The sequence below is a fragment of the Mitsuaria sp. WAJ17 genome (assembly GCF_014174515.1).
GTDB lineage: Bacteria > Pseudomonadota > Gammaproteobacteria > Burkholderiales > Burkholderiaceae_C > Roseateles_B.
The window spans coordinates 29097-42116 of record NZ_JACJUG010000008.1; the positions used below are offsets into that span (position 1 = coordinate 29097).

13 protein-coding genes are annotated in these 13020 nt (G+C 67.8%); 11 read left to right on the top strand and 2 right to left on the bottom strand.

The genetic code is table 11. The features are described 5' to 3' along the window. Positions 1–126: 126 nt before the first annotated feature. Positions 127–555 (bottom strand): hypothetical protein, encoded by a 429-nt coding sequence (locus tag H5407_RS08060; protein WP_183103944.1) that lies wholly within the window; start codon positions 553–555, stop codon positions 127–129. 753 nt (positions 556–1308) lie between these two features. Here H5407_RS08060 and gph point away from each other — a divergent pair. Continuing rightward, positions 1309–1989 carry a phosphoglycolate phosphatase gene (gene gph / locus H5407_RS08065; protein WP_183103945.1) on the top strand — a complete coding sequence of 227 codons (681 nt, stop codon included), beginning with the start codon at positions 1309–1311 and terminating at the stop codon, positions 1987–1989. A gap of 27 nt (positions 1990–2016) precedes the next feature. Here the strand turns inward: gph and H5407_RS08070 are convergent, their stop codons facing one another. Next, entirely contained in the window at positions 2017–2613 is a 597-nt protein-coding gene (locus H5407_RS08070; RefSeq protein ID WP_183103946.1) for a chalcone isomerase family protein, read from the bottom strand. A 408-nt stretch (positions 2614–3021) separates the two neighbouring features. On the opposite strand from H5407_RS08070, the gene trpE reads away from it, so the two are divergent. The 10 genes from trpE to H5407_RS08120 all read left to right on the top strand — a co-directional run bounded on the left by trpE (position 3022) and on the right by H5407_RS08120 (position 12824). Then, positions 3022–4506, top strand: a complete 1485-nt coding sequence (trpE, locus tag H5407_RS08075; protein WP_183103947.1) for an anthranilate synthase component I — start codon at positions 3022–3024, stop codon at positions 4504–4506. Further along, positions 4506–5240 carry a glutamine amidotransferase-related protein gene (locus H5407_RS08080; RefSeq protein WP_183103948.1) on the top strand — a complete coding sequence of 245 codons (735 nt, stop codon included), beginning with the start codon at positions 4506–4508 and terminating at the stop codon, positions 5238–5240. Before trpE ends, H5407_RS08080 begins: the two co-directional genes overlap by 1 nt. After that, complete coding sequence (locus H5407_RS08085) at positions 5231–5815, top strand: aminodeoxychorismate/anthranilate synthase component II (protein ID WP_183103949.1); 585 nt, start codon at positions 5231–5233, stop codon at positions 5813–5815. Before H5407_RS08080 ends, H5407_RS08085 begins: the two co-directional genes overlap by 10 nt. A gap of 52 nt (positions 5816–5867) precedes the next feature. After that, positions 5868–6890 (top strand): low-specificity L-threonine aldolase, encoded by a 1023-nt coding sequence (gene ltaE, locus H5407_RS08090; RefSeq protein ID WP_183103950.1) that lies wholly within the window; start codon positions 5868–5870, stop codon positions 6888–6890. A 12-nt stretch (positions 6891–6902) separates the two neighbouring features. Next, positions 6903–7934: an anthranilate phosphoribosyltransferase gene (gene trpD / locus H5407_RS08095; protein WP_183103951.1), complete on the top strand. Its 1032-nt coding sequence runs from the start codon at positions 6903–6905 to the stop codon at positions 7932–7934. Then, positions 7931–8449: a hypothetical protein gene (locus H5407_RS08100; RefSeq protein WP_183103952.1), complete on the top strand. Its 519-nt coding sequence runs from the start codon at positions 7931–7933 to the stop codon at positions 8447–8449. The genes trpD and H5407_RS08100 overlap by 4 nt, the downstream gene beginning before the upstream one ends. A gap of 46 nt (positions 8450–8495) precedes the next feature. After that, a complete protein-coding gene (trpC, locus tag H5407_RS08105) occupies positions 8496–9284 on the top strand; it encodes an indole-3-glycerol phosphate synthase TrpC (protein ID WP_183103953.1) in 789 nt (262 codons plus the stop codon). Beyond that, positions 9284–10039: a uracil-DNA glycosylase gene (locus tag H5407_RS08110; RefSeq protein ID WP_183103954.1), complete on the top strand. Its 756-nt coding sequence runs from the start codon at positions 9284–9286 to the stop codon at positions 10037–10039. The genes trpC and H5407_RS08110 overlap by 1 nt, the downstream gene beginning before the upstream one ends. Positions 10040–10216: 177 nt before the next feature. Next, positions 10217–11404 carry a M23 family metallopeptidase gene (locus tag H5407_RS08115; RefSeq protein ID WP_183103955.1) on the top strand — a complete coding sequence of 396 codons (1188 nt, stop codon included), beginning with the start codon at positions 10217–10219 and terminating at the stop codon, positions 11402–11404. Between the two features lie 139 nt (positions 11405–11543). Then, on the top strand, positions 11544–12824 hold the full coding sequence (locus tag H5407_RS08120) for a lanthionine synthetase LanC family protein (RefSeq protein WP_183103956.1): 1281 nt from the start codon (positions 11544–11546) through the stop codon (positions 12822–12824). The last annotated feature ends 196 nt before the right edge of the window (positions 12825–13020 follow it).

Here is a 13020-nt window from a genome sequence, read left to right on the forward strand (position 1 = left end):
GCAGGGTTGGCGCATCCTCGGAAGTCATGCGCGCAATAGCCTGCAAGGTCAAAGACCGGATGCAACCCCGAAGGCTTTGGGGCCCGGAGGGTTACACCCGGTGAACTCAAGGGATGCTCAGATCAATCAGGCGCGAACCATCGGAAAGTCGCCGTAGACGCGGCCAAACAGCGAGGCCATGCGATCCAGGGATGCGTTCTCGAAGCTGGCCAGATCGTGGAAGGGGCCGGCGTTCGGGGTTTGCGTCGGATTCGCGGTCGGCGCCTCGTTGATGAGGCCGGCAGCAGCGGCCGTCAGGGTGGGATTGGCCGTGCGGGCCTCTTCAGGCTCCTGGGAGGCGGACTGGTTCTGGGTCGGATCCGAGGTGGGCGCCTCGACCAGCTCCACATAGGCGGCGGCGACCAGCGTGGGATTGGCCGTCGGTGCTTCTTCGGCCGCTGCGGCCTGGGTGGGGTCGGCCGTCGGGGCCTCCACCACTTCCAGGTAGGAATGGGCGACCAGGGTCGGATCGGCCGTGGGGGCCTCATCGACCGACTGGAAGCTGGATGCACTCACCGTTGGATCCGCCGTGGGGGCTTCGAAAAGTTCATGGTAGGCGCTGACCTGTTGAGTTGGGTCAGCGGTCGGCGCTTCCACGAACGAAGTCATCCCGAATGTGTATTCGGGCGCTTGGTCCAGAAGTGCTGAGGTGGACGAGTAGCCACGATCAGTCATTTGCATTTCTCCTAGCAAATCAGTTGTGAAAGCCGATCTGTTGCTGAATCGGCGTCGAGTGATAACGTTCAAGATGAACGGTCCAATCGCCTTTCGATTCATCAATCGATCTATCGACTGACGCGCCAATCGGCGATGAACACGGGTCGGCGTCGATTCAGAGGCTGCTCACGCAGCGGTGCCTCTTGGTCGTGGCCATCGATGCACGTGCGGCAATTCCCAGAGGGCATTGGCTTTCCGCGAATCCAGGCAGACGGCATGTTGGGCGCATGGGCAGGACACTGGCTGGCACGCATGGGTGGCGTGACACTGGCTGGTCTTGAAGCCCCCAAACGGGATGACCGCTGTATGGTGGGCGCGATACTAATATCAATACTGTTGAGGCGCGTCAAAGTCTTGTGTTGTATGTAAGGCTTTACAGGTTGCGGTGGGCGCTGTTCGTTTATCGCCCTTGGCATAACCTGGTTAGCCCATGCCCCGCGGCGATATGCGTTTCGGACGGGCGAAAAGCGCATCATTGCGCTCGGCCGGTCCGGTGGTGCTGGCCTGTGTTGAAATGGAAGACCTTCCATTCCTTGAGCGCAGGACCCTGCCTTGAACGCGCGTTTCACGCCTTCCTTGCCTCCGCAGGCCTTTCTCATCGACCTCGACGGCACCCTGGTGGATACCGTTGGCGATTTCGTCGCTGTGCTGACCCGGACCCTGGCGGACCTCGGCCTGCCCGCGGTCTCACGCGACTGGGTGCTGCAGGCCGTGGGCCGCGGCAGCGAGCAGCTGATCCGCGCGGCCCTGCGCGAGGTGGGAGGAGATGCCGGTCTCTACGAGACCGCCTGGGCGCGCTACCAAGCACACTACCTGCAGCTCAACGGGCAGGCCTCGGACCTGTTCCCGGGTACGGTGGAGGGTCTAGACCTGCTCAAGGCGCAGGGTCTGCCCATGGCCTGCCTGACCAACAAGCCGGCGCGCTTCGCCCGTGACCTGCTGGCGGCCAAGGGCCTGTCGGGCTACTTCGACCGGGTCTTCGGCGGGGACGATTTCGAGCGCAAGAAGCCCGATCCGCTGCCCCTGCTCAAGACCTGCGAAGCCCTGGGCGTTGCGCCTCGGGACGCCTGGATGATCGGGGACTCCAGCAACGACGCGCAGGCCGCGCATGCGGCCGGCTGCCCGGTCGTGCTGCTGCGCCATGGCTACAACCACGGCGAACCCGTCGATGCGGTGCCGGCCCTGGCGCACCTGGACCGGCTCGATCTGATCGGGCGCCTTCTGGCGCCCTGATCCAAGGCCTTCCCAGGCCCGCGCCGCTCAGCGGCTGCGGCCCTGCGGCTGGATGCCCAGCAGGGCGTCCTTCAGCTGGCTGTCGGCCGGGTTCTTGCCCAGCCAGATGCGCATCAACGTGGTGAAGAACTCCGGCTCCCTGATGGGCTCGCCCTGCACCTTGCCATTGACCGAGATCACCGTGCCGGTGCCTGGGACGAAGTCCACGGCAAAGCCCTCGCCCGAGCTCATCTTCTTCTTGGCCGCGAAGACCTCGGCGATGCGCATCACGCCCGGGATGGACTTGGAGAAGTCCTCGGGGCTGGCGTTGTCCTGCATGCCCTTGGTGAAGAGCTTGCCCAGCTCGTTGGCATCGATCTCGCGCAGCATGTGGATGGACAGGCGCTTGGGGCCGCTCATGGTGAACACGCCATCGGGCGTGCCGGCCTTGTCCTTGAGGTAGAGCCCGGCGGTGTAGACCTTGAAGATGGCCTTGTAGCGGATGCCCGCGCCATTGAGGACCAGCTTCTGCCCGCCCAACTCGGCCTGAGGCTCGTATTTCACCCCCGCCAACTCCACGGCCTGGGCCTGGGCGCCCAGGGGCAATGCCAGCGCCACCAGCGCTGCAAGAATCAAACGACGCATGTCTCGCTCCAAGGATGTCTGCATGACGGCTGCAGAACTTGTAAAAAGGAGTATGTCTGAACGACGAAGGCTTGAGCTAGGGGCAGGTCTCAGTTTTCGTGTAGCACTGCTACACTTCGCCGCACTATGTTCATCACGCGCAAGCAGATCAAGGGGTCGAACGACCGGGGAGCCTGGCCCTGGCGATGCCCGTCCGCCTTCACCCACTGAAGCGCCTGGCCTGCTTGCCGGCCCCGGTCCCCGGGGTCCACACTTCCGCGTCATTTCCTCGTAGTTCCCGCGAAAGCTGTTGCGAATCCGTGCGCCGGTGCTGCTCCTGGCAGCGCCGCGGCATGTCAGCCACGCTGATCTGTACGATCGGGCACCGCCGCCCCTGGGCCGGCGCCCTTGCCATCGCGAGAAGAGACCGTGATCACCGAACTCGAATTCCAGAGCTTGGCCGCAGAAGGCTACAACCGCATCCCTCTGATCAGCGAGGCCTTTGCGGATCTTGAAACCCCCCTGTCCCTCTACCTGAAGCTTTGCGCCGGTGCCGGACAGGGCCGCTACAGCTTCCTGCTGGAGTCCGTGGTGGGGGGCGAGCGCTTCGGGCGCTACTCCTTCATCGGCCTGCCGGCGCGCACCGTGCTGTGCAGCCATGGCCAGCGCACCGAGGTGCGCCGCGATGGCGAGGTGCTCGAGACCCATGAGGGCAACCCCCTGGCCTTCATCGAGGCCTACCAGCAGCGCTTCAAGGTGGCCCTGCGCCCGGGCATGCCGCGCTTCTGCGGTGGCCTGGCCGGCTACTTCGGCTATGACGCCGTGCGCTACATCGAGCCCCGCCTCGCGAAGACCGAGAGGCCCGGCGGACTCGACACCCCCGACGTCATGCTGCTGCAGTGTGAGGAGCTGGCCGTCATCGACAACCTCTCGGGTCGCCTCTACCTGATCGTCTATGCCGACCCGGCCCAGCCCGAGTCCTATTTCAAGGCCAAGAAGCGCCTGGCCGAGTTGCGCGACAAGCTCAGCTACAGCGTCTCGGCGCCGCAGGTGAAGCGCGGGCAGTCGCATCCGGTGCAGCGCGAGTTCGCCAAAGCCGACTACTTGGACGCGGTGCTGCGGGCCAAGGAGTACATCGCCGCCGGGGACATGATGCAGGTCCAGGTGGGCCAGCGCCTGTCCAAGCGCTATACCGAATCGCCGCTGAGCCTCTACCGCGCGCTGCGCTCGCTCAATCCCAGCCCCTACATGTACTTCTATGACATGGGGGACTTCCAGATCGTCGGCGCCTCGCCCGAGATCCTGGTGCGCCAGGAGCGCACGGCGGAGGGCCAGAAGGTCACGATCCGCCCGCTGGCCGGCACCCGTCCGCGCGGGGCCACGCGCGAGCAAGACCTGGCCCTGGAGGCCGAACTCAAGGCCGATCCCAAGGAGCGCGCCGAGCACCTGATGCTGATCGACCTGGCCCGCAATGACATCGGCCGGATCGCCAGCATCGGCAGCGTCAAGGTGACCGATGCCTTCGTCATCGAGCGCTACTCGCATGTGATGCACATCGTCAGCAACGTCGAGGGGCAGCTGCAACCCGGCGTCAGCAATATGGACGTGTTCCGCGCGACCTTCCCGGCCGGCACCCTCACCGGTGCGCCCAAGGTGAGGGCCATGGAGATCATCGACGAGCTGGAGCCCGTCCAGCGCGGCATCTACGGCGGCGCTTGCGGCTACCTCAGCTACGCGGGCGACATGGACCTCGCCATCGCCATACGCACAGGCATCGTGCAGGACCAGATGCTCTACGTGCAGGCCGCGGCCGGCGTGGTGGCGGACTCCGTGCCTGAGCTGGAGTGGAAGGAAACCGAGGCCAAGGCGCGTGCCCTGCTGCGTGCGGCCGAGTTGGTCGAGGAAGGCTTCTGATGCGGCCCGCCCACGCCATCGAGCTGGTGCTGGTGGGGGACCGCGACGAGGCCATTACCGCTCACCGGGCCATCCCCCTGGCGCTGGACCTCGCCAGCCAGGCCCTGCACCTGCCCCTGCAGGCGCGCTGGGTCGCCACTGACGAAGTGGGTGACGGCCGCGCGCTGCAAGCGGCCCACGGCGTGTGGTGCGTGCCCGGCAGCCCCTACCGCAGCATGGACGGCGCCTTGCGCGCCATCCGCCAGGCGCGCGAGACCGGCCAGCCCTTCCTCGGCACCTGCGGCGGCTTCCAGCATGCCGCGATCGAGTACGCCCGCCACGTGCTGGGTTGGGTCGATGCCGAGCACGAGGAGACCGCGGGCCCCGGCGAGCGACGGGTGATCCATCAGCTGGCCTGCGAGCTGGTGGAGCAGAACGAGCGGCTGGCCCCCCTGCCGGGCACGCGCCTGCATGCCGCCTACGAGGGGCAGCCCTTCAGCGAGGGCTACCGCTGCCGTTTCGGGCTGAACCCGGACTTCGTGGCGGCCCTCACCGCCGGCCCCCTGAAGGCTGCGGCCCTGGGCCCGGACGAGCAGGTGCGGGCAGTTGAGCTGAAGGACCATCCCTTTTTCGTGGCAGCGCTGTTCCAGCTGGAACGCCAGGCGCTGCAAGGCAAACTGCCGACCCTGGTGAAGGCCTGGGTCGAAGCCGCGGCCGTGCGCGCCGCTGGACAGGAGGCGCGCTCATGCTGCTGATGATTGACAACTACGACAGCTTCACCTTCAACCTGGTGCAGTATTTCGGCGAGCTCGGGACCGAGGTGAAGGTGGTGCGCAATGACGAGATCACCGTCAACGAGATTGCGGCCCTCAAGCCCGACCACCTGGTCTTCTCGCCCGGGCCCTGCTCGCCCGCCGAGGCGGGCATCTGCGTGGAGGCCATCCGGCACTTCGCGGGGAGGCTGCCCCTGCTGGGTGTCTGCCTGGGCCACCAGAGCATGGGGGCGGCCTTCGGCGCCAACATTGTGCGCGCCAAGACCCAGATGCATGGCAAGACCAGCGTGATCACGACGGACCAGCAGGGCGTCTTCAGCGAGCTGCCCAAGGACTTCACCGTGGTGCGCTACCACTCGCTGGTGGTTGAAGAGGCGACGTTCCCCAAGGAGTTCGTCGTCACCGCCCGCAGCGAGGACGGCGAGATCATGGGCCTTCGCCACCGCGAGCTCGCCGGCACGGCCACGCCGCTGGAGGGGGTGCAGTTCCATCCGGAGTCCATCCTGTCCGAGCACGGCCATGCCATGCTGAGGAATTTCCTGCAGCTGAAGCGCTGAGCGGCATCCGCCGCAGCGGGCCAGCGCATGTTTGCCAAGGAGTAGCCAGGCCATGATTGACTTGCGTAGCGACACAGTGACCCGGCCCACGCCGGCCATGCGCGAGGCCATGTGGGCTGCGCCGCTGGGTGACGACGTCTTCGGCGACGACCCCAGCGTCAACGCCCTGCAGGAGGACCTGGCCGCGCGCCTGGGCTTCGAGGCGGCGCTCTTCATGCCCACGGGCACGCAGAGCAACCTCTGCGCGCTGATGAGCCACTGCCAGCGCGGAGACGAATACATCGTCGGCCAGATGGCCCACACCTTCCGCTGGGAAGGTGGCGGTGCGGCGGTGCTGGGCTCTATCCAGCCGCAGCCTCTGGCGCAGCAGCCGGATGGCAGCCTGCTCTTGGCCGACATCGAGGCCAACATCAAGCCCGACGACGCCCACTTCGCCCGAACCCGGTTGCTGACGCTGGAGAACACCATCGGCGGCAAGGTCCTGCCCATGGACTACCTGGCCGCGGCCTCGGAGCTCGCGCAGCGTCGCGGCCTCGTCCGCCACCTTGATGGCGCGCGGCTCTTCAACGCGGCCGTGGCTGTGGATGCAGCGGATCCGTACGCCGCGGCGCGCCGCATCTGCAGTCACTTCGACAGCGTCTCCGTGTGCTTCTCCAAGGGCCTGGGTGCCCCGGTGGGCTCGGTGCTGTGCGGCTCGCGCGACTTCATCAAGAGCGCCCATCGCTGGCGCAAGATGGCCGGCGGCGGCTTGCGCCAGGCGGGCCTGCTGGCCGCTGCGGCCCATCATGCGCTGGACCACCACGTGCGCCGCCTGGCCGAGGACCACGCCCTGGCCCGCCGCCTGGCCGAGGGCCTGGCCGGGGTGCCAGGTCTTGCCATCGAGGCACCGCAGACCAACATTGTCTTCGCCGACGTCAGCGATGCTGATCGCGCAGCCGGCCTGCTGCCCTTCCTGAAGGAGCGCGGCGTGCTGGCCACCGGCCTGTACCGCCTGCGCTTCGTGACCCATCTGGACGTCGATGCGGCGGGCGTGGACCGCGCCATCGCCGCCGTCCGCGACTACTTCAAAGCCTGAACGGGAACCGCCATGCCCATCACCGATAACGAAGCCCTGACGCGGACCATCGAGCACCGCGAGATCTTCCACGACGAGATGCTGACCCTGATGCGCCGCATCATGAGCGGCGAGATGTCGCCCGTGATGGCCGCGGCTCTGCTGATCGGCCTGCGCGTCAAGAAGGAGACCATCGGCGAGATCACCGCCGCCGCGCAGGTGATGCGCGAGTTCTCCGTCAAGGTGCCGCTGGGCCCCAAACCGCATCTGGTCGATGTGGTGGGCACCGGTGGCGACGGTGCCCACACCTTCAACATCAGCACCTGCTCGATGTTCGTCGCGGCTGCGGCCGGCGCGCAGGTGGCCAAGCACGGCAATCGCAGCGTCTCCAGCAAGACTGGCAGCGCCGACGTGCTGGAGGCCCTGGGGGCCAACATCATGCTGAACCCCGAGCAGGTGGCGGCCAGCGTGGCCCAGTGCGGCATCGGCTTCATGTTCGCCCCCAACCACCACCCGGCCATGAAGAACATCGCCCCGGTGCGCAAGGAGCTGGGCGTGCGCACGATCTTCAACATCCTGGGACCGCTGACCAACCCGGCCGGCGCGCCCAACATCCTGATGGGCGTGTTCCACCCGGACCTGGTCGGCATCCAGGTGCGCGTGATGCAGCGCCTGGGCGCCGAGCATGCCGTGGTCGTCTATGGCAAGGACGGCATGGACGAGATCTCGCTGGGCGCGGGCACGCAGGTGGGCGAGCTAAAAAACGGTGAGATCCGCGAGTACGAGATCCACCCCGAGGACTTCGGCCTGGCTATGGCCTCCAACCGCAGCCTGAAGGTGGCTGGTCCCGAGGACAGCCGCCAGATGCTGCTCGGCGCTCTGGCTGACGAAGCCGGTCCTGCGCGCGACATCGTGCTGCTCAACGCCGGCGCCACGCTCTACGCCGCCAATGTGGCGGATAGCATCGGCAACGGCATCGAACGCGCCCGCGAGGCTATCCGCAGCGGCGCGGCGCGGGCCAAGCTTGATCAGTTCGTGGCCACGACGCGCTCGCTCGCGGCATGAGATCCAGCGCCGCACTGTTCCGGCGCCTGCGGGACGAGATCCCGCAGGCGGACCAGGTGCTGCTGCCGCGCGTGGAGGTGCATCCGCTGTCCTGGGGCCTGGGCCTCGCGGGCACGGCGCTGGGCCTGTGGGGCGTGCCCCTGCTGCCCGAGGCCTGGCGCACGGGCGCCGGCTGGCTGGCCCTGGGCCTGGTGGTGGCCGGCATGGCTGCCTGGGGCCTGCTGAGGCGCGAGCACCTGGGCTGGCGCCTGGACTTCGCCTCACGCCAGCTTGGTCCCGTGGGCATCGACGGCGAGCCGCGCCGCGTGGACGGCCCCGGCTGGGGCCTGTACTGCGTGGGCGGCTCCAAGCGCCGTTCGCTTGCGCTGGAGTTCCGTCACGAGGACGGCGGCAAGGCTCTTCGCGTGCTGGAGACCCGCGGCGGCGCCAGCCGCGAGGAGCACCAACTGGTGAGCCAGATCGCCGACGCGCTGGCAGCGCGGCTGCAGATGCGCCGGGAGGGGCTCAGCTTGTGAGCCAGCAAGGCCCTGGGCACCCGAATTCCTGAATCAAGGCAAAGACATGTCCGACATCCTGAACAAGATCAACGCCGTCAAGCACGAGGAAGTGGCGGCTGCACGCGCGTTGCGCTCCCTCGCCAGTCTGCGCGAAGCGGCCGCGGCGCAAGGCCCCACACGGGGCTTCGTGGCCGGGCTGCGCAGCGCCATCGCGGCCGGCCGCAGCGGCGTCATCGCCGAGATCAAGAAGGCCAGCCCCAGCAAGGGCGTGCTGCGCGAGGACTTCCGCCCCGCCGAGATCGCGCAGAGCTACGCCCGCCATGGCGCGGCCTGCCTGAGCGTGCTGACCGACCGCCCCTTCTTCCAGGGCGCGACTGAGTACCTGCAGGCCGCCCGCGCCGCCTGCACGCTGCCGGTGCTGCGCAAGGACTTCATGGTGGACGAGTACCAGATCGTCGAGGCCCGGGCCATGGGCGCGGACTGCGTGCTGCTGATCGCCGCCAGCCTCGACGACGCGCTGATGGCGGACCTCGAAGCCTGCGCGTTGGACTTGGGGCTGGACGTGCTGGTCGAGGTCCACGACGGCGCAGAGCTGGACCGCGCCCTGCGCCTGAAGACGCCGCTGGTGGGCATCAACAACCGCAACCTGCGCACGTTCGAGGTCACGCTGGACACCACCCTGGGCCTGCTGGACCGCGTGCCGGCGGATCGCCTGCTGGTGACCGAGTCCGGCATCCTGCAGCGTGCCGACGTGCAGCGCATGCGCGACCACGGCGTGCACGCCTTCCTGGTGGGCGAGGCCTTCATGCGCGCCCCCGAACCCGGCGAGGCCCTGGCGGCCTTGTTCGCCTGATGCAGGCCTCGCTGCTGGACGAGGACGGCGCCGCCCTGGCGCCCAATGCCCTCGCGCGCCCGCTGGGCGAAGTGCTGGATGCCGCGACGCTGTCGCCCGGCTGGCAGACCGTGGTGCAAGGGTGGCGCCAAAGCGCCGAAGGCCAGTCCCTGGTCGCCTACGTCGAGCGGCGCCAGCGCGAGGGCGCCACGGTGTTCCCGGCCCAGCCCTTGCGGGCGCTGAGCCTGACGCCGCTGGAGCAGGTGCGCGTGGTCATCCTGGGCCAGGATCCGTACCATGGCGCCGGGCAGGCCGAGGGCCTGGCGTTCTCCGTGCCGCCGGGCCAGAAGCTGCCGCCCTCGCTGCGCAACATCTACAAGGAGCTGCAGCGCGACCTGGGCCAGCCGCCGGCGCGCGACGGCCACCTGATCGCCTGGACACATCAGGGCGTGCTTCTGCTCAACACCTCGCTGACCGTGGAGGAGGGCGCGGCGGGCAGCCATGCCAAGAAAGGCTGGGAAGCTCTCACCGATGCGCTGATCGCGGCCACGGCCGCACACGCCGCACCCAAGGTCTACCTGCTGTGGGGCGCTCATGCCCAGGCCAAGGGCCCGCTGATCGCCGCGGCCGGTCCGCAGCATCGGGTGCTGCAGGCCAACCATCCCTCGCCGCTCTCCGCCACCCGGCCGCCCCTGCCCTTCATCGGCTGCGGCCATTTCTCCGCCGCACGGGACTGGCTGGAACAGCGCGGACAGAGTCTGGACTGGCGCCCCTGAGGCGCTCCGCAGCGGCGCTGCCGAAGGGGTGGGCTTGGGTTCGCACAAGATGCGCTGCTCTGCATAACTTCCCTGATGTGTGCCCAAGAGAATTCCGGTGCAATCGGCGGAGCCCGGCTGCGCGCGTGACCCCGAGGATCGCGGCCCATGACCCGGGCAGACCAGGGGAGGCTTTTGATGATGGCGAGTGTGCGGGCTGCGGCCTGGGGCGTGGTTATTCTTGTTGCCGGGCTGCTGGCCGGCTGTGGCGGAGGATCGGCGGGGGGCGGGCCTGCATCGGGCGCTGCGCAGCCCGCGGACTCGGTGAACCTGGACTACCAGGTCAGCATGCCTGTGGGCAAAGTCCATTGGCCACATCACGGCCCTTCGATGGACGCTGCGGCCCATGAGCGTCTGATGTCGACACTGTGGGTCAGCAACAACTTCGGCCTTTACCAGGGGAACGGCACACCCGAGAGCATGTATCTGCACGACGGGCTGGACATCGTTCTGCCCAATGGCACGCCGCTGTATGCCATGGCGGATGGTCGGGTCGTCTACCGCGGCAGCGCCGGCAACGGCGAGATGCTGGTCGTTGAAGACACCCAGGGCGAGGGCTGGTGCTGGATGTACGTGCACGTTGGGCAGGTCCGCGTGAAGCTGGGAGACCCGGTGCGCAATGGGCAGCAACTGGCCGTGGTGGACTTCCGCGACGGCCTGCAGCACCTCCATCTGAACCGGGCCAGGGCGGTGCCCGGACAGGGCTGGGGGGAGAACTATCTGGCGCGCGATCCGACGCCGCTCTTGGTGCTGAAGGATGCCGAGCCGCCGGAGATCCAGTCCCCCTTGCTGTATCTGCGATCGGGCAGCGAGGAACTGTTGGGCAGGGGCAGCGGCAGCACTGTTTCCGGACGTGTGGACATCGTGGCAGCCTTGCGGGATCGCGGCAGCTACGCCAATCCCGTGCCAGGGGCCGTGCCTGTCCAGCGCCTGGCGCCATCGCTCATCGCCTGGGAGATCAGCGATGGCAGCGGCCGGGTGCTCAAGTCGGGGCGCTTCGATTTCACACGCTTCGGCATCCAGGGCTTTTTGCAGTCGCCGCAGCGCAAGGCGCGGCAGGCCCAATTCCTTTTCAAGGTGCCGGAGGCCTTGGGTGGGGATGTCCAGTGGCGCACGGGGTTCAGCTACTACCTTCTCAACCATCTGCATCAGGGCCTGACGGAGGTCGGTGACGCCCGGCCTCAGGACCAGGACTGGGACACCACGGAGCTGCTGGCCGATGGCCGCCGCCTGTGGCCCGACGGGGCCTACACCGTGCAGATCACGGTCACCGACGCGACGGGCCTGAGTGCCCGCGCCACGGAAACCATCCAGGTGAGGAACTGAGATGAGGATGCGAAGGCTGAGTTTGCTGCTGCTTCTGTGGATGGCGGGCTGTGGCGGGGGCTCGGGTGGGTCGGCGGGCGGTGGCGTTGCCACGCCGCCACCGGCCGCCCCGTCCTCGCCGGGCGCGGGCGAGTGGGCCTTGAATGATCCGGCGCTGTTCGGCAGTTCGCTGCGCCAGCAAGCTCGAGTGGCGGCGGAATCCGTGGGCCGCTGGTTCGCCGCCCATGCCCAGCAACAGGATGCTGGGCTGGCATGGCCGGCCTCGGACAGGCAACCGGCGCCGGCCACCGGGCTCGAAAACGGGGCGGCCGGTGTTGGCATGTTCCTCCTGGCGCTGGCCGAGAAGACTGGTGAGCCGGCCCACCAGGCGCTGGCGATCCAGGCGGGCGACTTCATCCTGTCCCGTTATGCGGCAGGGGAGTTCAACGGGCCGGACTGGCTCGCGGGAGCGGCGGGGACGGGCGAGTACATGCTGGCGTTGCATCGCGCCACAGGTCAGGCGCGCTTTCTCCTCGGCGCCCGCAGGGCCGGGCAGTACCTGGCGGGCCAGGCACACCACGAGGGGGCAGGGGTGTACTGGAAGCACGCTCCAGATCATCCCAAGCGCTACACGGGCAAGGCGCACGGCGCCGCGGGCATCGGCGAGTTTCTCCTGGCCCTGCACGAGGCGACTGGAGAGTTGCAATACCTGGATCTGGCCGAGGCCGCTTTCGTCTGGTTGGAGAGTCAAAAGCTGCCGCTGGAGCCGGGTGGTGTCGGCTACAGGCGACTGGCCAGCGACCAGTTCGTCTATCACGCCTGGTGTGGCGGAAGTGCCGGCGTGATGCCCTTTCTGAAGCGACTGCACCAGGTGACGGGCAAGGCGCTCTATCGCCAGCGCTATCTGCAGGTGGCCACGGGGCTGGTCAACCGGGCGGAGCCGCGGCCGCAGGGCGAAAGCTGGCGGCGAGAGGATCTGGCGGACAGCCCACAGTTTCCTGCCTACTGCTTTGGCGCAGGCGGGGTGGTGGAGCAGCTGTTCAATGCCTATGAAGCCAGCGGCGAGCCTCTCTATCTGCAGCATGCGCTGGCCGGTGCGAGCTGGCTGGCCGCACAGGCACGGACGCTTCCGAAGGGACGGGGGCATTACTGGCCGATGTCAGCTGACAGCGCTGAATTCGAGCTGGGTTGGCACACGGGTGTCGGCTCCGTGGGGCGCGTGCTGCTGAGAGCCTCGGCCTATGAGCCTCGGTACCGTGCCGAAGCGGAGGCGGCCGCCATCCTGCTGTTGGAAACGGCTGTGCGCTCGCAGCCGCAGGCCTTGCAGTGGTGGGACCGCTGGCGCGTGGCTTCTCCAGCCGCGGCGCCTGAGCAGTTCGTCGGTTGGCACTATGGCTCCGCCGGCATCGGCATGTTCCTGCTGCAGATCGACACGCCCTGATTTCCGGCCCGTGAAGGCCGCGCTGACCCCGGGTTGACCCTGGGGCCAGCCCCATGCCGCGCTTGGTTCTAAACTGGTATTGTTCCATTTGGTGCGATACCCGTGCGCACCTGTCTGCTACCCCGTGAAATCGTCATCAAAGCCAGGCATCGCCGGGTGGTCGGCTTGATGGGGGGATTTGAATGTAAGCCAGTGC

Bases quoted from the DNA above. Each gene is read 5' to 3' on its own strand.
- trpD (WP_183103951.1), top strand. From the start codon at position 6,903: ATGCCCATCACCGATAACGAAGCCCTGACGCGGACCATCGAGCACCGC.
- trpC (WP_183103953.1), top strand. From the start codon at position 8,496: ATGTCCGACATCCTGAACAAGATCAACGCCGTCAAGCACGAGGAAGTG.
- ltaE (WP_183103950.1), top strand. From the start codon at position 5,868: ATGATTGACTTGCGTAGCGACACAGTGACCCGGCCCACGCCGGCCATG.
- H5407_RS08115 (WP_183103955.1), top strand. From the start codon at position 10,217: ATGATGGCGAGTGTGCGGGCTGCGGCCTGGGGCGTGGTTATTCTTGTT.
- H5407_RS08085 (WP_183103949.1), top strand. From the start codon at position 5,231: ATGCTGCTGATGATTGACAACTACGACAGCTTCACCTTCAACCTGGTG.
- H5407_RS08070 (WP_183103946.1), bottom strand. From the start codon at position 2,613: ATGCGTCGTTTGATTCTTGCAGCGCTGGTGGCGCTGGCATTGCCCCTG.
- H5407_RS08080 (WP_183103948.1), top strand. From the start codon at position 4,506: ATGCGGCCCGCCCACGCCATCGAGCTGGTGCTGGTGGGGGACCGCGAC.
- H5407_RS08100 (WP_183103952.1), top strand. From the start codon at position 7,931: ATGAGATCCAGCGCCGCACTGTTCCGGCGCCTGCGGGACGAGATCCCG.
- H5407_RS08110 (WP_183103954.1), top strand. From the start codon at position 9,284: ATGCAGGCCTCGCTGCTGGACGAGGACGGCGCCGCCCTGGCGCCCAAT.